The following is a 20,441-nucleotide window of genomic DNA, read 5'->3' as shown; positions in this document are numbered from 1 at the left end:
GTCCGCCGTTCAGCTGCTGGCCGATGGCTGGTCGGCCTGAGACGACTCGGGCCAGTAGTAGGAATCGGGGGTGGCCCGGGCCCCGAAGATCGCCTGGCCCACCCGCACGCAGGTGGAGCCGCCCTCGATGGCGGCCTCGAAGTCCCCGCTCATCCCCATCGACAGCAGCCCGTCGCTGACGGTGCCCGCCTGGAGGGCGGCATCGCGCAGCCGACGCATGATGCGGAAGCACTCGCGCACCCTTGCCTCGTCACTGGTGTTGGCGGCCAGGGTCATGAGCCCGCGCACCCGCAGCGAGGAGTAGGCCGGCAGCGCCGCGAGGAAGTCGGCGACGTCGTCCGGTTCCAGCCCGAACTTGCTGGGCTCACCCGAGGAGTTGACCTGTACGTAGACGTCCAGGCCGCGTCCGGCCGCCTGGAGGCGCCGGTCGAGGGCCTCAGCCAGGCGCAGGGAGTCCAGGGCCTGGAACTCGTCGGCGAAGGCGGCCACGTTCTTGGCCTTGTTCGTCTGCAGGTGACCGATGACTGACCAGGAGATGCCCAGGTCCGCCAGGTTCTCGCTCTTGCGCTGGGCCTCCTGGACCTTGTTCTCACCCATCTGGGTGATGCCTGCGGCGAAGGCGGTGCGCAGGCGCTCCTCCGGGACGGTCTTGGACACCGGCAGCAGACGGATCTCGGCGGCGTCGCGCCCGGCGCGCCTGGCGGCGGCGTCGATCCGGGCGCGGATAGCGGCCAGGTTGCGGCGGAAGTCCTCCACCGTGACGGCAGCGGCGTAGGAGGGGGCCGGGGACGACTGCGGGGAGTGGGCGGTGGCTGAAGGCTTGGTCATGGTCACTGACGCTAGCACCGTCGGCGGACACCGGTTGGATGCGGCCCGTAGGCTGGGGGAGTGACCGCACCCGTCTTCCTCTTCACGTCCGAGACCCTTGAGCCCGCCGACGCCGTCGCCTCGGCCGCGTTCGGCACAGTCCTCATGCTCACCGGACCTGAGGCCCGCCATGCCGTGACCGTTAAGCGCCTGCGCGCCGAGGAGCGTGTGGACCTCGTTGACGGCGCGGGCCTGCGCCTGGTGTGCGAGGTGACCGGGGCCGGCGTCGGCGGCGCCAAGGACCGTCTGGCCGTGCGGGTCCTGGAGCGCGTTGAGGAGCCCGAGCCCTCACTGCGGCTGGCCCTCGTTCAGGCCCTGGCCAAGGGCGGGCGCGATGAGCAGGCCGTGGAGACAGCCACCGAGGTCGGGGTGGGGCTGGTGCTGCCCTGGCAGTCCGAGCGCTGCGTGTCCGTGTGGCAGGGGGCCAAGCAGGCCAAGGGGCGCCAGCGCTGGCAGGCGACCGCCCTCCAGGCCGCCAAGCAGGCCCGGCGGGCCCGCGTGCCCGAGGTCGAGGAGTTGCGGGACACCCGCAGGCTGGTCGACTGGGTGGGACAGACGGTTCGCGGCGGGGGAGTGGTGCTGGTCCTGCACGAGGAGGCCAGGACCCCGATCAGCACCGCGATGGAGTCGGTGCGTCTGCCCGCGTCCGGAGAGACGCCACTGGCATTGGCCGTCGTCGTGGGGCCCGAGGGCGGTATCAGCCCTGAGGAGATGGCGGCTCTGGAGGCCGCCGGGGCGATGACGGTGCGGCTGGGCCCCCACGTCATGCGCACCGCCTCGGCCGGCCCCGTCGCCCTGGCCGTCCTCGCCCACGCCAGCGGCCTGTGGGAGTGAGGCGCGCGAGTGCGTTGCTCGAGTCCTGACTAAGGAATGGAGTGAGCCGCCTTCACATGAGTATGACTGTCATACATACTGTGAGTATGACTGGCATGACGACGATCAAGGTGGAGCGCAGCACGAGGGACGGCTTGCGGGCCCTGGCGTCAGAGCGCGGGGTGACCATGGATGCCGCGCTCAAGGAGCTGCTGGAGGAGGCGGCACGTGAGCGGCGCTTCGCCGAGGTGCGGCGTGCGATGGAGGCTCATCCGCCGGACGAGACCTATGTCGAGGAGCTCCGTGAGTGGGAGTCGGAAGCATGGAGCTAGATGTCATGGTTGACGCGGGCGAGGTGTGGTGGGCACTTCCCGATCCTGCTGTCGGGCGAGAGCAGTCCGGGCGTCGTCCAGTTCTCATTGTGTCGAATGAGCAATTCCATCGAACGGTGACGACGCTTGTCGTCGTGGTTCCTGTGACAACGAAGGATCGGGGCTGGCCGAATCACGTGGAGCTCAATGCGGGAGCAGGGATGGAACAGCGGTCGTTTGCCATGACTGAGCAGGTTCGCACGATCTCACGTCAGCGTCTCACCAAGAAGATCGGAGTCGTGGAGGGGTCCGTCCTTCGGGGCGTGCGCGAATGGCTGGTCGACTACATCAGATAACACGCGCTGAAAGGACCCAGGAGCCTTGTAGGTGGCGGCACCGGCCTGCATGCGGAAGGGGTGCCCGGCGGATGGGAGTCGTAGCGCGGCTGCTTCCCAATGGAGCTGCTTGCAGGCATGCTCTGTCTATGAGCGAGATGAGTGAGCGATGAGCCCGAGGGGGCGGCGGCCGGCGGGGAGTCCGGACACGCGCGAGGCCATCCTGGCGGCGGCCCGTACCGCCTTCGCCCGCGACGGATACCAGACCTCCCTGCGCGGCATCGCGCGCGACGCCGGCGTCGACCCGGCCCTGGTCCACCACTACTTCCCGGACCGGGCCACGCTCTTCGCCAAGGCCGTCATCGAGTCGACCGCCGGGGTCGACGCCAACCTCATGCACCGGGCGGCCTCCATCACCGAGCTCGAGCCCGAGCAGCTGGGGGAGGGGATCGTGCGCGCATTCATCGGCTTGTGGGACGAGGCTGGCGCGGACCGCTTCACCGCAGTCATCCACGCTGCACTCGGACAGGGCAGTGACGTCGAGCCCTTCCGTGACTTTATCGCCACCGGGATTCTCTCGCCGATCGTCACCCACTTCTGCCCCGACCGTCCCCAGTTGCGCGCCCAGCTCATCGCCAGCCAGATCATCGGTCTCGGCCTGGCCCGCTGGGTCGCCCGCATGGACCACATCGCCGGCCTCGATGTTGAGGCAGTCGCCGCGCTCGTCGGCCCCACCATCCAGCGCTACGCCTTCGACGACCTGCCTGGCCTCGCCGATCCCGCCTGAGGTCACCCGACCCCATCTCTGGACAGAGGCTCGCCGTCGACCTATATTCATCATATGATGAAAAGCGATGAAGGAGACGCGCCCCGGGAGTCGGGGGCCAGTAACCGATCGCACGACTCCAGTCGAGACATCACGTCCTCCACCGACTCGGTGCCACCGGCCGTCACCGCGACGGACCTGCGCGTGACCCGCGGGCGCAAGGAGATCCTCCACGGCCTGGACCTGACCCTGGCACCCGGCACCATCACCGGTCTGCTCGGTCCATCAGGCTGCGGCAAGACCACCCTCATGCGCACGATCGTCGGCGTCCAGCGCTACCGCGGACAGATCGAGGTCCTCGGGCATACTCCCGGTGCTTCCGCAGTGCGTGGTCGGGTCGGCTACGTCACCCAGGACCAGGCCGTCTACACCGACCTGACAGCCCGCCAGAACCTGCGCTACTTCGCCTCCCTGGCCGGCAGCCGGGCCCGCGACCTGGATGAGGTCCTCGACGTCGTCGGGCTCACCTCCCTGGCGGACCGGCCCGTGTCCACCTACTCCGGCGGCGAGGCCGGGCGCGTGAGCCTGGCCTGCGCGCTCGTGGCCGACCCCGATCTGCTCGTCATGGACGAACCCACCGTCGGCCTGGACCCGGTCACCCGCGAGGAGCTGTGGGCCACCTTCCACGTCCTGGCCGAGCGTGGCGCCACCCTCCTGGTCTCTAGTCACGTCATGGACGAGGCCTTCCGCTGCGACCAGGTCCTCCTCATGCGCCAGGGAAGCATCCTGGCCACCACCACGGCCACGGATCTCCTGGCCAGCACCGGGGTGGACACTGTGGACGCCGCCTTCCTGGCCGTCATCGCCGACTCCGAGAAGCAGTCCGAGCAGAAGGGAGGGCAGCGCTGATGCACCTGCGCACCTACCTGGCCACCACCCGCCGTATCCTCACCCAGCTGCGGGCCGACCGGCGCACGGTCGGCCTCATCGCGATCGTGCCCGCCGCGCTGCTGACCCTGCTGTACTTCGTCTACCGCGACTACCCCGGTGCGGATCTGCTGTTCAACCACATTGCGGTCTCCATGATGGCGATCCTGCCGACGACGGTCATGTTCCTGGTCACCAGCGTCGCCATGTTGCGTGAGCGCGTGAGCGGCACCCTGGAGCGGCTGTGGACCACCCCGATCCACCGGGCCGACCTCCTGTTCGGCTACGCCACCGCCTTCGCGCTGACCGCCGTCATCCAGTCCCTCATCCTGTGCGCCGTGGCGGCCTGGGGCCTGGACGTGGACATCTCCGCCGCCTGGGGGTGGGTGGTGCTCACCGCCCTGGTCGACGCCTTCGTCGGGGTGTCCCTGGGGCTGCTGGTCTCGGCCTTCGCGCGCACCGAGTTCCAGGCCGTCCAATTCATGCCGGTAGTCATCGCACCCCAGCTGTTCCTGTGCGGGCTCCTGGTCAGCCGCGACCAGCTGCCGCGCGCCCTGGAGGTGGTCGGTGACGCCCTGCCCATGAGCTGGGCGGTCGACGCCGTCACCGAGCTCACGACGGCCAGCGAACCTTCCGACGATTTCTTCCGATACCTGGCCTACCTGATCTGCTTCGGCCTGGTGGTCCTGGGGGTGGCGGCCTCCACCGTGCCGCGCAAGACCCGCTGAACCGGAAGGAGCCTGCAACGGCGGGCGCGAGGGTGAGGACCTTCGCGCCCGCCGTGCGGTGGCGCCAGGCGGAGTTAGGGTTGCCTTATGTGGATCGTCTTCGCCTGCGGATCAGCACTTTTTGCCGGCATCACCGCCGTCCTGGCCAAGGAGGGGATCCGCACCACCGACTCGACCGTGGCGACGGCGCTGCGCACTGTCGTGGTTCTGGCGGGCGCCTGGGGCATGGTGCTCATCGTCGGCTCGCAGGCCGAGCTGGCCCACCTCGACACCCGCAGTACCGGGCTGCTGGTGCTCTCGGGGCTGGCGACTGGCGCCTCCTGGCTGTGCTACTTCAAGGCGCTCCAGCTCGGCAGCGTCAGCAAGGTGGTCCCGATCGACAAGCTGAGCACGGTGCTCACGGTGCTGCTGGCCCTCATCTTCCTGGGGGAGAGGGTGAGCCTCCTCGGTGCGCTCGGGGTTGTGCTCATCACGGCTGGGACACTGTTGATGCTCGACGCCGATGACCTGCGCGGTCTGCCTCGAGCCGTGCGCGGCGGCGGGGGCTGGCTGCTCTATGCGCTCGGTTCAGCCTTCTTCGCAGCGCTCACCGCGATCCTCGGTAAGGCCGGCATCACCGGGGTGGAGTCCAACCTCGGTACCGCGATCCGCACCGGGGTGGTCCTGGTGATGGCCTGGGTGATGGTCGCCGTCACCGGAAAACTCCGGGAGGTCCTTACCGTCCCGCGTGGCGAGCTCGGTTTCGTCCTGGCCTCCGGGGCTGCGACGTGTGCCTCGTGGCTCTGCTACTACCGGGCTCTCCAGGACGGCCCCGCCAGCCTGGTGGTCCCCATCGACAAGCTGAGCGTCCTGGTCACTGTCCTCTTCTCCGCCCTTGTCCTGAGAGAGGCCGTCAGCAGGCGGTACCTCGTCGGGCTGGCGCTGCTCGTCGGTGGGACTCTTGCCATGCTGACATGAGAGACGGCCGTGAGGACTATTCACAAGCATGCTAATCGTCCGTGTTTGCCCAGGTCATATTCTCCTTAGCCCGTGAGTAAGCCTTCACGTGCTCCAGAACGCCGGCGGGAAGTGGTTAGTGGGTGCGTGACGTGGCAGCCTCGGCGCGGAAGTCACGGGGACTGAGCCCGTAGCGGCTCTTGAATGCGGAGGAGAAGCTGAAAGGACTGGCATACCCCACCTGGTGGGCAATGGCGGACAAGGTGGCATCGCTGCGGTCCAGGAGATCGGCAGCCATTGCCAGCCTCCACTGGGTCACATAGGTCATGGGGGAGACGCCGAGTGTGGCATTGAACCTCCTCGTGAGAGAAGCCCGGGAGACGCCTGCTAGAGCCGCGAGTGAGTCCACCGTCCAGTCTCGTGAGGGGGCCGTCTGTACCGACTCGGTTACTCTTCGCACCACGTCGTCCCGGGAGGCGGAGAGCAGACTGACATGGTTCTGTGTCCCAGTGTTGATCCAGGCACGCAGCGTGGTGACCAACAGGACATCCAGGAGCCTGTCCAGAACACTGGACTGTGCAAATCCGTCATGGACGGTCTCGCGGTTCAACAGACTGACCAGTTCCGGGTCAGGGGTGCTCACCAGGAACCACGGTGGCAGCGACTGCAGCATCAGTCGCCCCAGCTCGGAGTGGTGCCGGTAGGTGCCCACCAGCAGTTGATCCTCGCCCTGCGGATCATTGCCCCAGGTGCGCACCCCGGTGCGCAGCTCTTCGGACAGGTCGCGGCCGTCTGGGCCTGAGCAGGCCTGGCCGGCCCCGATCCTGGTACCACCGTCGTGCTCCTGGCTCGAGCTCAGTGTGTAGATGGTAGGAGAGCGCACCACAAGGATTTCACCGGCCTCGAATCGGTGCGGTCGTGATCCGTTTGCAGTGATCCATCCTCCGCCGCTCAGTGTGGGGATGATGGATAGCGGTGCCTTGTCCTCCACCGATAACGACCAGGGACGCCCCATGACCACGCGCAGCAGGAATGCGTCGCGAGCGTGAGGCTGGGCCAGGAAGTCCTCCAGCAGGTCCATACCTCTGAGTCTAGGTGGTTGATTCCAAGGCGGTGTGGGTCGATCGCACCGTTGCTGTGTATCGATACCGAACGATGTTTCCTGTGCTACGCCTGCAAGCACCTGGCCGGTCGGGCTGGCACACCGGCACCACCGGCACCCCTGCCATACGCTCCCTGACCTCCGACGACCGCAAGCCACTTCCTCTGGACTCAACCATCGAGGAGTGCTTCGAGCCGATGTCGCATGAAGGTGAGCCGCTGGCCCATGGAGCTGTGGACGCCTCGCCAATGGAATGGAGGTATGCAAGCAGCGATCGGAGAAGCGCTGCCTTGCGTCGGATGTCACCCCGGTTCTTCGGAAGAGAGAGTCATGTCACTGAACAACATTGTGTCCGCATGCGGTGCGGTGGGATCCGCCGTTGTCGGAGGTATCTACACCAATTTTTCGGTCAGGGTGATGCCTTGGCTGGGTTCGTTGCCGGACGCTGAAGCAATCGAGACCATGCAGAAATTCAACCGCACTGCCGTGCAGGTGCCGTTCACGACCTTCTTCTTTGGCACAGCGATCGCCAGCACGTGGACAGTGGTGCACAACGTGCGTAAAAAGGATCGGGGTATCGGAGACCAGATCTCCGCTACGGGAGGCCTTCTGTATCTGGCGGGCTGGGTGCTGACCATCGTCTACAACGTTCCGCGCAACAACCGCCTGGCCGACGTCGTAGCGGGGACTGCTGAGGGGGCCCGGGTCTGGCACATGTATCTGGATGAGTGGACCTCCGCAAACAGCGTGCGAGCCGTTCTCTCACTCCTGGGTGCTGTGGGACTGGGAGTTGGAACCGCCATGAACATTTTCTCCAAATCGCGGTGACCGGCAGGGCCGGCTGAAAGGCGCCAGCCTGTCGCAGTCGAGCGACCAGACCGTGCTGCAACGACGCTCGTGCCAGTTGCGCGCACCTTGCCTGAAAAGAATCAGCCATACAGAACAGGAGCCACCATGTACGTCATCTCTGGAGCCAGCGGCCGTATCGGTTCAGTCGTTGCCGACCGCCTACTCGATTCCGGCCACCCCGTCCGTGCTGTCGTCCGTCGTCCAGAAGCAGCCGCCGATTGGATCTCTCGAGGAGCTGAAGCGGTCGTCTTGGACCTGCGCGACAGCCAGAAGGTCACCGAGGCCTTGAACGGTGCAACGGCCTTTTTCGCCATGATGCCCTTCGATCTGTCCGTGCCGGACCTGGAGCAGTACGCCGCAGAAGTGGTGCAATCGGTCTCCAACGCGGTCAAGGACGCCGGCGTTCGACACACGGTAATGCTCTCCTCCGGCGGTGCGGATCTGACCGAAGGCACCGGACCGATTCTGGGCCTGCACCACATGGAACAGGCACTCGCACAGACGGGGACCGTCTTGACTGCCCTGCGCCCGGGACACTTCCAGGAGAAGTTCGGGGATGTCCTCGGAGCCGTTCTGCACGAGGGGATCTTCCCGGTTTTCGCCTCAAGTGCGGACACGCCCCTGCCCATGGTGGCCACCCGCGACATCGCCGAGATCGCGGTCCAGGAGCTGCTGGCGGATACACAGACCAGCGAGGCCGTGGACATCGTGGGGCCGGAGTACACGGAGCGCCAGGTTGCCAGGTCGCTGAGTGTTGTCCTGGGCAAGCCGCTTGAGGTCGTGCTGATCCCCGAGCCCCGTTGGATGAAGGCCCTGGTGGAGGCCGGCTTCGCACCGCACATCGCGGAGAGTCTGGCAGACCTGTATCGGGCGGACGAGCAGAAGCGGCTGGGGCCGCGTGGTGATCGGAGCATCCGTGTAACCACGGATATTGACACCACGGTCCGGCACGTGCTCGCACAGGAGGTCTGATCCCTCCGCCCACGTCGGCAGTTCCCTGAACGACAGTGGCTCTGTCTGGCGGCTGCGAGTAACTGTGCTGCCGGCGCCGACCTCGAAGTCCGCCGCCGACTGCGGTCCAGATGCGAGGCCCGCATTAGCCTCGAGTTTTCATTGTTGGGGTGTTGAAGACGGGGTGAAGGTGTCGCTTCGCCTGGGATAATGCGGGTTGCTGAGATCTGAGAGCTCCAGGGGAGGGGCACCTTCGCGGTGAAGAATAGCGGGTTGTGTCCGGCTGTGGGTGTGGAGCCCGGGGGTGTTCCTGCGGTGGGGCTGGCCGGGGTGAGGCTGTTGACCGAGACGAGCAGGGTCACGGGCCTGGGCAACGAGCTCTCGCGGGCCCTGTCTGCGTGGCGGCGGTCGTGGGCGGTGCACGACCCGGGCAAGATCATCTTGGATCTGGCGGTGTGCGTGGTCCTGGGAGGTCGGTGCCTGTCTGACCTTTCGCTGCTGCGGTGAGACAATGAGGTCTTCGGGCCTGTTGCCTCTGACCCGACGGTCTCGCGACTTGTGGGGCCCCTGGCCGACTACGTCGAGGCTGTCGAGGCCGCCGTCAACCGGGCTCGCAAGACGGTGCGGCAGCGGGTGTGGGACCTGGCCGGCGAGCACTCACCAACGGCTGGAATCAGCGCTGAGCGTCCGTTGGTGATCGACGTCGACGCCACCCTGGTCAACGTCCACTCAGAGAAAGAGGGGGCGGCCCCGACCTTCAAGAAGGGGTTCGGCTACCACCCCCTGACCGCATGGTAGGCCTGTCCAGTTTTCTGTGTAAGCGTTTTACAGGTATGGGTTGATTCGGTCGGGGTGGGCGGTGGTGAGCTGGGCCAGGGCCCTGTATCTGGTCGGTGGTGATCTGTCCTTCGACGAGTCTGCCCTTGGCCTTGCGCTTGGATGGTGGCAGTCCTTTCTCCTTGTCGCGTTCTCGGGCTTGTTTGTCCACGGGTGTCGCAGATCGCCAGCTTTCGGCAGCTTGATCACCGCCTCATCGAAAGGGGAAGTGGCCGCGGTTCATCGGTGATCCTTGCGCAGCTGGTAGTTCGCAGTCTCGATGCTGTTGGTGGAGGGGGTACCTCCCACGAAGTGGGGGAGAGATGACGCGCCTGAGCATCGGAGGCCTGTCCAGGAAGGGAGTGAACCGCTCCCAGGCCCGCTCCCAGGTCGTCACCGTCTGGGGATACTTGACCCCCGTGTCGGACTCGGAGAAGTCGGTCAGAGCCTAGCCAGGCGGCCTCCTGGTTCGGGGCGGTGTAGACGGTCTTGAGAGCGGCCGCGACCTTCCGGCTCTCCCCTGTAGGAGACGAACCGCATCGAGGAGCGGATCAGGTGGACCACACAGGTGGGGACCGTGGCCTGGGGCCAGGACTGCCTGCGTTCGCCTCGGGAAGGCCGGTGAGCCCGTCACATTCCCCCGCGCGCTTCGCTCCCGTGCGGGAGGTGCCCCCTCTACGATCAGCACGTCCTTGACGCCCCTGTTGGCCAGCTCGGCGCAGACGTGCGCCCAGAAGGAGGCTCCCTCCTCGGGCCCGGGGCCCAGATACCCAAGACGTGCTTGATACCGTCCATGCCCCGCCCCGACCGCGATGTGGGCTGAGCGGGAGGCGACCCGGTGAACAGGCGCGGACCATCGGCCCGGATCGCGTCGAGGTAGACCACCGGGAAGAGGACTCCTCCAGCGGGCGGCGCTGCTACTCCAGGACAGCCTCGGCTACCGCGTCGGTGATCCTCGAAATGGTCCCCGTGCTGAGCGCCCGCGCTGAGCGTGGAGGCCAGGTGGCGCTGGATATCCCGCACCGTCATTCCACCGGCGCATCAGGCCTGGTGATTCACACGCATCGGGGCCGTCCAGACGGCGCTGACCTTTGGCGCTACCCGGGCGCGGGGTGAAGGTTCCGACCCGGTCCCGGGGCACCACAGGTCTCAAAAGGGCCCCACCTCAGAGTCCACCGTCTTGGACGTGGTCCCGTTCCTGGCGTTACCACGCGCCTGGGAGGTCGGCTCGCCCTTGTCGTAGCCCAGGTGCTCGCTCAAGCCAAGCGGCCAGGTCCCTCTTCAGGGCCTCCTTGACCAGTGCTGGCAGCAGACCATCAACCCCAGTCATGTTCACCTGCCCGGCACCAGCTCTGCTCAAACAAGCCATCCAGAGCCCCAGCCGAGCGCAGCTGGTCGACTACATCCCGACCACCAGCAGGCGCCCTGTTGTCATCATCAGTAGCAGTCATCAGTGTCAGTCCTTCCACAAGGGCTTACACAAACCATTGAACAGGCTCAGCATGGTTCGACCACGGAACCGGCCAAGGTGGGGGTGAGTGCGCGGTGATCATGCTGCGGCCCGGTAACGCCGGGTCGAACACCGCCGCCGACCACGTCGAGATCATCCGCCGAGCCCTGGACCAGGCCGGACTGGGGCCCCGGCCCGGGCGGCGGGTCCTGGTGCGCATCGACGGGGCCGGAGGCACGAAGGAGACCATTGAGTTCCTGGCCCGTCGGCGGGTGTCCTACAGCGTGGGGTTCCCCCTGCCGGACCACACGCCGCAGATCTACGACACCATCCCCGAGGCCGCCTGGATCCCCGCGTACAACACCGACGGTGAGCCCAGGGAGGGTGCGGACGTCGCTGAGATCACCGACCTGCTGGACCTGACCGCCTGGCCCAAGGGGATGCGGGTGATCATGCGCCGCGAGCTACCCCACCAGGGCGCCCAGCTGCGCTTCGAGGACGTGGGCGGCTACCGGCTCACCGCCTTCGCCACCAACACAAAAGTGGGCCAGCTCGCCGACCTCGAGGTCCGCCACCGGCTACGGGCCCGCTGCCAGGGGACCGCATCCGCTGCGCGAAAGACACCGGACTTGACCGCTTCCCCTTGCAAGGGTTCGCTCAGAACCGTATCTGGTGCCTGATCGTGGCCCTGGCCCGCAGGCCTGCTGGCCTTCTCCCAGCTGCTCGCCCTGGCCGACGCCCCCGCCCGCGCCTGGGAGCCCCGGACGATCCGGTTGCGGCTGATGGCCATCCCCGCCGTCATCGCCCGCCATGCCCGCCGCACCATCCTGCGCCACAAGGCCGACCACCCCTGGACTGACCTCCTGCTTGCCGGGCTCGGGCGCCTCCAGGCACTCCCCGCCCCGTAGACACGCGGAACTCATCTCCTGCCCGCCACGATCCTGAAGGAACACCCCCCCCTGGCCCCTGGAACGGCCCGACCACCGCGAGGCGACACGCGGCAGACCGCCACAGCCAACCGGCATAATCAACCCCACGACACCGGCAACGACGCCACCCAAACCCACTCAACCAGACGACGAAAGATCGAGGTTAGAGCCTAGCTGTTGGACGGCAGCGGTTAGTTTTTTGTCGGCTTCACCCTAATTCTGATGAAGCTCCTCTCGTTCTGCGCTGGCTTGTTCGCGATACTTGATAACGAGATATCCGAATGCGCCTATTCCGCCAACTGCGGTAAGGGTGCTTGATAATAGTTCTTTGAAGTTTAGAGACTGTTCACTTGTCCATCCTGCAAGAAACCGTCCTCCCCATATCCAACTTAGCGTCGTGTAGCAACCGACGCTAAGGAGGACCCTAAATGTAATGGCTAGAAGTAAAGATTTTCTGTGTTGCAATAATTGCATTGTGGTAATGGTTGACGTGCTAATGTAGAAAACTGTGGTCCAGATGTTAACTGCTGGCCACTCCATGCGTTCTCGAGTATAAATCGATACGAATGTAAAGGTGATGATCGACAGGGTGATAGAGGGATATATTATTTTCTTGCGTACGTGAATGTGGCCCCCAATTGTATTGCTAGGTTGTTTAGGGGTTGTCATTCTTATCTTTCATGTGTGTGGGGAAGGTGAAGGTTGATGGACTTGAGGTTTGTGGTGTGTCTGTGTAGGGTTCCTTATTCTTTGATGATGGTTGACGGGTGCCTGAAAGGAGTTGTGGATATTTTTCTTAGGCATCTTACTGTAGGGGTGGATCTCGATGACTTCAATGAGACTCGGTGCAGGCAGCCACAGTCCGATCGGACGGACCACGATGACAGACGCTTCCTCCAAGCCCTCCGAGCCGCCTGCCGGCCAGGACCTTGCCGTCTCTGGCACGTCCACGGCTCCGTCTACGCCGCTGACGTCCCGGCCGCTCGGTGCCCCAGCTCAGCTCACATCCGCCGATCCGACGGACTTCACTCGCACCCTCACCCTGCCTGAGGATGTCGCCCCGGTGACCCTCCTGGGCGCCCGGGACGAGGTCCTCACCGACGACATCGAGGAATCCACCATCACCTTCGGCATCGGCCCCGCCGGCACCGGCAAGACCTACCTCGCCATGGCCAAAGCCGTCGACATCCTGGCCTACTTCGATCACCCCGGCTCCTCCGACGGCCCCACCGAAGCGGTCAACGGACGACTCGAGCACCTACGCGGCATAGCCCTGGGATTCCGCAACCTGGCCAGCGACACCACCCGCAGCCTCATCCACGTCGGATGTCTTAAGGACCACCTCGCAAGCGCCTAAGGGTGTCGATATGTCCCACCTACCACACCCTCAAACACGAAGAGCCCGTAAACTGTCAGAGGTTGTTCCACGTGGTTCTCCTTCACTGGTTCTGATGATGTTTTAGGGCCCTATGTCACACGACACGCTCCATCCAGGCTCTCGAATTGAAACGTCGGATACCGATGATAAGCCTTACTAGTTCTTCAAGGCATACCAACAAATATACGGCTGGCAACGGAATACCTAGAACGAGGCCCCCGATCATAGCCATCGGTACGCCGATGAGCCACGTCGTGGACAGGTCCATCTTGAATACGAACCCGCTGTCGCCGCCAGCGATCAGGACGCCGCGGGAAAGAACCATGTTGCAGACCTTGCACCAGAGCATCACGGCAAAGACTCCAAGAACGCCATGTGCGATCGCTGTCGCCTCCGGCGAGAGGTCCATCAAGGAAAGGTAGGAGGAACGTACGGCGAAGAGAACCAGACCGGTGATCAGACCCCCGACAAAGGAGGCACGGAGCAAATGCCTCGCCAACTTCATCGTTGCTTGCAAGTGACCTGCCCCGATGCTCTGACCGATCAAAACCGCTCCTGCCGCGGCCAGACCGCTCATCAGGGCGGTGCTGAGCGACATGGCAGAAGAGGTGGCGGCGAAGGCAGCGAAGTCCGTGCGGCTTATTCGCCCGAAAATCGCGGCGTACGCCTGCTCCCCGAGAACCCACTGCAGTCCTCCGCCCAGGATCGGGGCCGATCTCCTCAGGATTCGGTTCAGTTCTCGCCTGACGGGTACCATCTCATCGCGATCGCGCTCCTGGATCTCTGCCCGAAGACCTTGCAGGTAGTAGAGCCAGATACCGGAAAGCAGTGCGGCCTCGAAGGCGCGGGCGAGGACGGTTCCCAGCGCAGCCCCCTTGACACCCATCGCTTGAACCGGGCCGATTCCGAAGATCAGCAGGTAGTCGAGAAGAATATTGACGAAGGCCGCAGTGATACTGACCGCGGTCGGCAGGATCGTGACTTCCCGGCTTCGCAGAAGCGCGGAGAGGGATTGGCTGACTGCCAACGGGACATAGCTCCAGCACAGGATTCGCGTAAATTCGGCCGAGGTCGCAATCAGCAGAAAATCCCGTGTGAAAACTGACATGATCGGTGTCGCACCGAGGTAGAAGATTATCGCCAAAATGACGCCGACCAGAACGGCTACTTCCAGGCCCAACTCGACGAGGCGACGGTAGGCGTGCCTGGCCTTTTTCCCCCAGTACTGTGCAGCGAAGATGGACAGCCCTGTCACCCAGGAGGAGAGCAGGAGACCGATTGGCATGACCGCCTTCAGCGAAGCGCCGACGGCGCCTATCGCGAGATCCCCCAACTGACCGACCATGACCTGATCGACGATCTCGAGACTCGCCATGACAATGCTTTGGAGCGTCACCGGCAGTGCCAGGCGCGCAATGCGCCACCACTCGTTCTTTAGTGGGGTGGAGCTGGTTGCTATCGACATAGTCCCACGTACTCCTTGAATGCCTCACCGATGCGTTCCGAGTCCAACTGCCATACTTGCGACCCAAGGTGCACAAATATAACGCATTGTCCGGCGGCCAGGTGCACAGGATCGAGTTTGGTCGGATGGCGTCCACGGACGGCAGCCCCACTCGGGTTCACGAGCACGTCTATTCGGTGATTATAGCCGTTCTCGCCAATGAAATGCCACGCGAGCGCGCTGCCCTCATCGAATACACGTCCGCGCCAGGTGGCGGAATCGTTATAGAGCGAGGCCATCCGGGCGCGAGTTCGAAGAGCCTGCCTCGTAACCGTGCGGAGGTTTGCGGGATCGTTCCAGGGGAGCGCGTGATCGTTGAAGAGCGGCGTCCCCGTGATTGTCGTGCCACTGCCGTCCCCGATGACTGCGTTGATAGCGATCGACGCCTTGAATTCTTGGCCGCTGTGAATCCAGGGGATTCCGGGCAGCATGAGGGCAGCCAGCCAAATTCCCCGTGCTTGGTTGTCCGGCATCGTCGCGAAGGCCCTGACAGAATTATGGTTTTCAAGGGCTCGCAGACACCGGTGCATTCCGTAGGAGGATCCGGCGTCGAGTTCCGCGGCGCGCTTGGCGAACCATTCGCTCCCTGGCTTCTCGGGTATTCCCAAGTGGATGTCGTCAGTAATCAGCAGCGGCGGTTCGTTGAAGTCTTCATACCAGAGTTCGAGATTGGGGGCGGCTTTACGCATGCGTTGTCGATAGTTCTGCGGAAAGCCGTGCCCCATGTCAATGAACACGCCGTCGACGCCCAGAACGTTCTGCGCGTGGTGGAGCGTGGTAGTGATGTATTCCAGCACACCCTCATTCAGCCATTGGTCGTCGACAGCTTGCGGCGTGAAATAGCGTAGCGTGTTGTAGGCAGGGTAGTCGAATTCGGGGTTGGTGAACAGCCGCAAGTAGGTGATGTCGGTCCATGGCTGGTTGTGATCATCGAAGGGCCAGTCGCTGAATGCGGGAGCAGGTACTACGGGATCCTCTCCACCGGAGGAGTAGCCCGTGGTGGAGAGCCTGACCTCCGACGGATCTGGAGTAGGTTGGATCAGGTTCCTGAAAACTGACTCTGCTGTGGGGAGGTCGTGAAGCCGCCCTGTCTCGATTGCGGTCGCGATGCGCGCGTACTGATCGGCTGTGAATGAGGGCTTGCGGAACTCGGTGAACTTACTTCGTCGAATCCAGTACACCCATTCCGGATGATCAGACAGGTAGTCTGAGTCGGGAGCTAGGGCGCGGAGCGGGATTTCTTGGATGACCTTCATGCCAAACCGATGGGCTGCCTCGACCAGAGCACCATACTGCACTTTCGCAGAAAGGCCGAGGCCCGCCTCGACAACCGTATTGTCGAGGCGGCGAGGAGTGGTAATAGCGTAGGGTGAGCCCACGGTCCCTTTCGCTTTCGCTTCACTCATCTCGAAGACCGGGAGGATGTGGAGATGAGTCACTCCGAGATCCTTCAGGTACGGGAGCAGGAGGATCGTGCGCAGGTACGTTCCGCGTGTGATCGGCGTGTAAGGATCCCCGCCCCTGGTCCTGGTTGGGTGGACCCCCTCGAGTGCGGAGAAGTGCCGTATGAAGATGTTGTACACGGCTTGACCGGCGTTGGGTGCCTGTGGCTTGCTACGGAGGATCGAGATAACGGCTCGCTCCAGGGCATCGAGCACACTGACCTCGCGCACCCCTGTCCCGTCGTGAGGTGCGAACCAACAGGCTGGCACCGACTCCACCGTGTCGAGGCCGCGGTGTCTTCCGCTCAGAGCCTTGTGAACCTGGTCAAGGAAGGTCGTTTCAGTTCGCATGCTTGCCGACCAGCCAGGATTCTTGCCAACTCGGATCGGAGCAGCTCAGTTTTGTCGCAGCCGCCGTGATGGTGTGCCACTCGCGCAGCAGCTGCACGTGCGAGGGCAACGCATCGGTGACTGACCGCTTGATAACCGGTAATTCGGACTGGAGGGAATCGATCGCCCGACTGACGGCCACGTCCTCCTTCATGTGGATGAGTTGTGTAAAGTCTTGAAGGAGCAGATCAAGTCCTGCCGTATTCTTAAGGTGGACTTCTAGAAACTCTTCCAGGTGGCGAGCAAGCCTCCAGGCTATGATGCTTTTGTCACGTTCCGTGGTCGGATTATCGATCGACTTTAGGGTCTTGTAAAAATTTCTGTAGAAGTGCTGGTAAACAATGAGGGTTGCTACGCCCCGCCAGTAGGAGTAGAGCTTCGTTTCGTCACTGTATCTCGTGTCGGTGTGCATATGTACGGCGGAACGGTTGTGGTAGACGCGTCCCAAACCGAGCTCGATAATGTTTGCAATCGTGAAGTAGTCGGATCCGAGAGCATAGTCGACGGGCGAGCAGGGAATGTATCTGAAGAGGTCGTACAGGGCCACGTTTCCGCAGTCCGGTTCCTTTTTCGAGTTGAACTCCAGTCGATCCTCGATATATTCACTGGCATTACCTTGGATATGTTCTTCGAGAACAAGGCTAAAGTCTTCAGGTTCGATGCTGAGTGTACGGAAAAATCGATATGCCGGCTCGCGGTTGGGCTGGTGTATGAGGTGATCGATATCGATGCTCCACTTGCCTGTGTAGCCGCCGCCTACCATAAAACACGTCATGCCCTCCGTGTCAACTTCGCCCAGAAAGGACATTTCCAGTTCAAGTGGAGGAATTAGCCGTCCTTCGTTCTCCTGGGCATAGGTGTCGGAGTCGCGCCGGTGTAGATGCCGAGCTCCCATTGCGGAGGCCACCAGGTACAGCCGGTTAAAAACGTTGCCATAGTTGAGCACTCCGGTGTCAGAAATGCTGTCCAGGGCAGCCCTGGAGGGTGGGGGCAGATGACGCTTCAGCGCCTCCTGAAACTCGGCAATGTCGGAGTCATCCAGTCGATATATGTTAAGTTGGGGGTGCTCGGCCGCCACCTCAGAAATGAGGTGCCGGTTATCTGACCGGTTCTCAACGATGACTAAAGGAATTCGTTCGCCGAGCGTGTGTCGCGCGTGTTCGATCTCCGCTACGTGACGCTCCAAGGCGGCGCGCTCGATTGGTCTGTGGGTGGGCACCATAAACACCCTGTCGGAGTGTGTCACTTTATCCTCCATTCTTGACCTGGATGCAGGCATATCGTCGAAGGTGACAGCTAAGCGTGCCTCCTGTGGACGCCGTGGAGAGGTGCTGGATGCAGTGTGTTCAGATGAAACGGAGTGGGATGATGTGTATGTCTCGCGGTGCTATGAATTCAGGAGAGTTCTGAGGTGTCAGGGAGGAGGGGGTGTTCTATGAATTATTTCCTGATGAGAAATCCAGATTTATAGAGCCTGACAGAACTTGATGGCGCAGTGACATACGCAGATGAGGGTGTGGTCGTTCCGTAAGAATGTGAATCCAGGTAGCGTCGCGGCGTTATTTATATCACTCGGTCGATCGTTGGTCAAGCCTCCGGTGAGACTCGTGAAAGATGCCCGTCTACGAGGCTCGGTGCCTGGCGTAGGACTGCCCGCGAATCTTGCGGACCGCGGAGGGCATGACAGGGGTCGGCAAGGTCGTCGGGTGGTTGTTTGATCTCTAGTGGTTCCGACGTGTTGGTGCAGGTGCGGCGTGACTCGCACGGTGATGATGAAGGCTTCTACTTAATTCCGTCGCCAACGAGGTCGCGGAGGTCACGCCGCCGATGTCATCTTCCACCACGGTCGCCCTGACCCACCGGCACCTTGGCAAGGTTCTTAGGAGCGTGGCCGGTCCCAGAGTTCAGCGGGGTGCGCGCCATGACCTGACCAAGGTGTCAAGCCGTAGGTTTTGTGGAGGCTGGTCTATCTGGCGCCGGTGGTTTCCGACTGGGGCTGGCTGATGGTCTGCTGGCCGACGTCGTCGGTGTCTGGGGTCCAGGTGGCTTCGTGCTCGGCGGGGGTACGCATGCCGATGGTGGAGTGGGGCCGGATGGTGCCCGCATTAGTGGGCCCATTCGGCGGTGGCGACCAAGGGCGGCGTCGATGTCCTCCCAAGGTACCTGGTCACATGACAGCCAACGGGGCGATGATTCGACGGCGGTGTACGCCCCGGCCCAGGGTGCCGTGCCCTCGGCGTCTTTCGGGCCAATCATCTAGGATCGACAGTGATGACGACACCGCCCACCGCTGCAGCCGATTCGCCGGCGATGACCTCCTCAACCGCCAACTCCTCAATCCCGGCAGGTTCCACAGCCCCGACCGTCTCATCAGTCAACTCGGCCACCACTCATCCGGAGTCCACCACTCCCGACGCCACGGTCGTCCGCACCCTCACTCTGCCCGAGGACGTCGCCCCGGTGACCCTCCTGGGCGCCCGGGACGAGGTCCTGCGCGCCATCGAGAAGGGCTTCACCGACGTCGACATCCACGTGCGCGGCACCGCCGTCACCGTCTCCGGCCCCGCTGCCCGCGTCGACACCGTCGTCGTCCTGCTCTCCGAGCTCATCGACGTCGCCCGCACCGGCACGCCCCTGACCGCGGACGCCGTCGAACGCGCCGTCGGCCTGCTGGAGACCTCCACCCGCCCCACCGAGGTCCTCACCGACGACATCCTCACCTCCCACGGCCGCACCATCCGCCCCAAGTCCCTCGGCCAGAAGGCCTACACCGACGCCATCGAGGAATCCACCATCACCTTCGGCATCGGCCCCGCCGGCACCGGCAAGACCTACCTGGCCATGGCCAAGGCCGTCGACGCCCTGGCCCGCAAGCGCGTCTCACGCATCATTCTCACCCGCCCCGCCGTCGAGGCCGGCGAGAACCTCGGCTTCCTGCCCGGCAGCCTCACCGACAAGATCGACCCCTACCTGCGCCCCCTCTACGACGCCCTCCACGACATGCTCGAGCCCGAGGCCCTGCCCCGCCTCATGGCCGCCGGCACCATCGAGGTCGCGCCCCTGGCCTACATGCGCGGACGCACCCTCAACGACGCCTTCGTCATCCTCGACGAGGCCCAGAACACCAGCCCCGAGCAGATGAAGATGTTCCTCACCCGCCTCGGCTTCGGCTCGCGCATGGTTGTCACCGGAGACATCTCCCAGGTCGATCTGCCCGGCGGACGCGAGTCCGGCCTCATCGTCGTGCGCAGGATCCTCGCCGGTGTCGAGGGCATCAGCTTCTGCGAGCTCGGATCGGCCGACGTCGTGCGCCACCGCCTCGTGGGCCGCATCATCGAGGCCTACGCCCGCCACGACGCCGAGGTCGCCGCCCAGGATGCCGCCGCCCGACCCGCCGGACCGCCTGGCCGTAGCGGCCGCAACAGCCAGTACCGTCGGGGGAGCAGCAACCGCCCCGCCCGGCCTTACTCGGAGAGGAACCCGCATGACCACTGAGGTCATCAACGAGACCACCACCGTCATCGACGCCGCCGAGTTCGCGGACCTCGCCGACCACGTCCTGACCGCCATGCACGTCAGCCCCGCCGCCGAGCTCAACATCATGTTCATCGACCCCGAGCCCATGGAAGAGCTCCACGTGCGCTGGCTCGACCTGCCCGGCCCCACCGACGTCATGAGCTTCCCCATGGACGAGCTGCGCCCCGGCTCGGCCGACTCGCCCACCCCCGCCGGGACCCTGGGCGACATCGTCCTGTGTCCTCAGGTCGCCGCCAAGCAGGCCCTGGCCGCCGGGCACTCGGCGGTCGAGGAGATGCTCCTGCTCACCGTCCACGGCATCCTCCACCTCCTGGGCTACGACCACGCCGAGCCCGAGGAGAAGAAGGAGATGTTCGACCTCCAGCGCCGCCTCCTGCTGACCTTCCTGGCCGAGCGCGGCAAGTGAGACC

Annotated in this window: 17 protein-coding genes and 3 pseudogenes; 14 read left to right on the top strand and 6 right to left on the bottom strand. The window is 64.1% G+C overall.

The genetic code is table 11. The features are described 5' to 3' along the window. Window positions 1-9 precede the first annotated feature (9 nt). On the bottom strand, window positions 10-828 hold the full coding sequence (locus BKH28_RS01635; protein WP_075417251.1) for a YggS family pyridoxal phosphate-dependent enzyme: 819 nt from the start codon (window positions 826-828) through the stop codon (window positions 10-12). 60 nt (window positions 829-888) lie between these two features. Here BKH28_RS01635 and BKH28_RS01630 point away from each other — a divergent pair, with 60 nt between their 5' ends. From BKH28_RS01630 to BKH28_RS01600, 7 genes are all read left to right on the top strand, one after another. Further along, a complete protein-coding gene (locus BKH28_RS01630; RefSeq protein WP_075417198.1) occupies window positions 889-1,701 on the top strand; it encodes a 16S rRNA (uracil(1498)-N(3))-methyltransferase in 813 nt (270 codons plus the stop codon). A 95-nt stretch (window positions 1,702-1,796) separates the two neighbouring features. Beyond that, window positions 1,797-2,012, top strand: a complete 216-nt coding sequence (locus tag BKH28_RS01625) for a hypothetical protein (protein WP_256695423.1) — start codon at window positions 1,797-1,799, stop codon at window positions 2,010-2,012. After that, the gene (locus BKH28_RS01620; RefSeq protein ID WP_256695421.1) at window positions 2,003-2,347 is read left to right on the top strand and encodes a type II toxin-antitoxin system PemK/MazF family toxin; all 345 of its coding nucleotides are present in this window, start codon (window positions 2,003-2,005) and stop codon (window positions 2,345-2,347) included. The genes BKH28_RS01625 and BKH28_RS01620 overlap by 10 nt, the downstream gene beginning before the upstream one ends. A gap of 148 nt (window positions 2,348-2,495) precedes the next feature. Beyond that, window positions 2,496-3,113, top strand: coding sequence for a TetR/AcrR family transcriptional regulator (locus BKH28_RS01615; RefSeq protein ID WP_075417195.1), 618 nt, complete (start codon window positions 2,496-2,498; stop codon window positions 3,111-3,113). Between the two features lie 54 nt (window positions 3,114-3,167). Next, window positions 3,168-4,001 (top strand): ABC transporter ATP-binding protein, encoded by an 834-nt coding sequence (locus BKH28_RS01610; protein ID WP_178388804.1) that lies wholly within the window; start codon window positions 3,168-3,170, stop codon window positions 3,999-4,001. Beyond that, entirely contained in the window at window positions 4,001-4,747 is a 747-nt protein-coding gene (locus BKH28_RS01605) for an ABC transporter permease (protein WP_075417193.1), read from the top strand. Before BKH28_RS01610 ends, BKH28_RS01605 begins: the two co-directional genes overlap by 1 nt. Window positions 4,748-4,834: 87 nt before the next feature. Continuing rightward, the gene (locus BKH28_RS01600; protein WP_075417192.1) at window positions 4,835-5,704 is read left to right on the top strand and encodes an EamA family transporter; all 870 of its coding nucleotides are present in this window, start codon (window positions 4,835-4,837) and stop codon (window positions 5,702-5,704) included. Between the two features lie 115 nt (window positions 5,705-5,819). Here the strand turns inward: BKH28_RS01600 and BKH28_RS01595 are convergent, their stop codons facing one another. After that, window positions 5,820-6,764 (bottom strand): AraC family transcriptional regulator, encoded by a 945-nt coding sequence (locus BKH28_RS01595; protein ID WP_075417191.1) that lies wholly within the window; start codon window positions 6,762-6,764, stop codon window positions 5,820-5,822. Between the two features lie 351 nt (window positions 6,765-7,115). On the opposite strand from BKH28_RS01595, the gene BKH28_RS01590 reads away from it, so the two are divergent. From BKH28_RS01590 to BKH28_RS13940, 3 genes and pseudogenes are all read left to right on the top strand, one after another. Further along, window positions 7,116-7,613, top strand: a complete 498-nt coding sequence (locus tag BKH28_RS01590; RefSeq protein WP_075417190.1) for a DUF1772 domain-containing protein — start codon at window positions 7,116-7,118, stop codon at window positions 7,611-7,613. Window positions 7,614-7,739: 126 nt separating this feature from the next. Further along, window positions 7,740-8,606 carry an NAD(P)H-binding protein gene (locus BKH28_RS01585; RefSeq protein WP_075417189.1) on the top strand — a complete coding sequence of 289 codons (867 nt, stop codon included), beginning with the start codon at window positions 7,740-7,742 and terminating at the stop codon, window positions 8,604-8,606. A gap of 513 nt (window positions 8,607-9,119) precedes the next feature. After that, window positions 9,120-9,383, top strand: a pseudogene (locus BKH28_RS13940) (transposase); the annotation flags it as partial. 27 nt (window positions 9,384-9,410) lie between these two features. Here the strand turns inward: BKH28_RS13940 and BKH28_RS13500 are convergent. Then, window positions 9,411-10,852: pseudogene (locus tag BKH28_RS13500) on the bottom strand (IS256 family transposase). A 91-nt stretch (window positions 10,853-10,943) separates the two neighbouring features. Between BKH28_RS13500 and BKH28_RS01570 the strand changes: the two are divergent. Next, window positions 10,944-11,759 (top strand): annotated as a pseudogene (locus BKH28_RS01570) (transposase); the annotation flags it as partial. 847 nt (window positions 11,760-12,606) lie between these two features. Then, entirely contained in the window at window positions 12,607-13,137 is a 531-nt protein-coding gene (locus BKH28_RS13235) for a PhoH family protein (protein WP_334070573.1), read from the top strand. A 115-nt stretch (window positions 13,138-13,252) separates the two neighbouring features. Here the strand turns inward: BKH28_RS13235 and BKH28_RS01555 are convergent, their stop codons facing one another. From BKH28_RS01555 to BKH28_RS01545, 3 genes are all read right to left on the bottom strand, one after another. After that, window positions 13,253-14,623, bottom strand: coding sequence for an MATE family efflux transporter (locus BKH28_RS01555; RefSeq protein WP_075417186.1), 1,371 nt, complete (start codon window positions 14,621-14,623; stop codon window positions 13,253-13,255). Then, complete coding sequence (locus BKH28_RS01550; RefSeq protein WP_143224037.1) at window positions 14,614-16,101, bottom strand: hypothetical protein; 1,488 nt, start codon at window positions 16,099-16,101, stop codon at window positions 14,614-14,616. Before BKH28_RS01550 ends, BKH28_RS01555 begins: the two co-directional genes overlap by 10 nt. Before the next feature lie 343 nt (window positions 16,102-16,444). Then, window positions 16,445-17,740: a DUF6271 family protein gene (locus tag BKH28_RS01545; RefSeq protein ID WP_143224036.1), complete on the bottom strand. Its 1,296-nt coding sequence runs from the start codon at window positions 17,738-17,740 to the stop codon at window positions 16,445-16,447. 1,025 nt (window positions 17,741-18,765) lie between these two features. Here BKH28_RS01545 and BKH28_RS01540 point away from each other — a divergent pair. Beyond that, window positions 18,766-19,989, top strand: coding sequence for a PhoH family protein (locus BKH28_RS01540; RefSeq protein WP_256695420.1), 1,224 nt, complete (start codon window positions 18,766-18,768; stop codon window positions 19,987-19,989). Further along, window positions 19,979-20,437 carry an rRNA maturation RNase YbeY gene (ybeY, locus tag BKH28_RS01535; protein WP_009233916.1) on the top strand — a complete coding sequence of 153 codons (459 nt, stop codon included), beginning with the start codon at window positions 19,979-19,981 and terminating at the stop codon, window positions 20,435-20,437. Before BKH28_RS01540 ends, ybeY begins: the two co-directional genes overlap by 11 nt. Window positions 20,438-20,441 lie beyond the last annotated feature (4 nt).

This window comes from Actinomyces oris, from assembly GCF_001937665.1.
Lineage (GTDB): Bacteria > Actinomycetota > Actinomycetes > Actinomycetales > Actinomycetaceae > Actinomyces > Actinomyces stomatis.
Note: the sequence above shows the minus strand (reverse complement) of the source record. Positions and strands in the feature narration are given on the sequence as shown.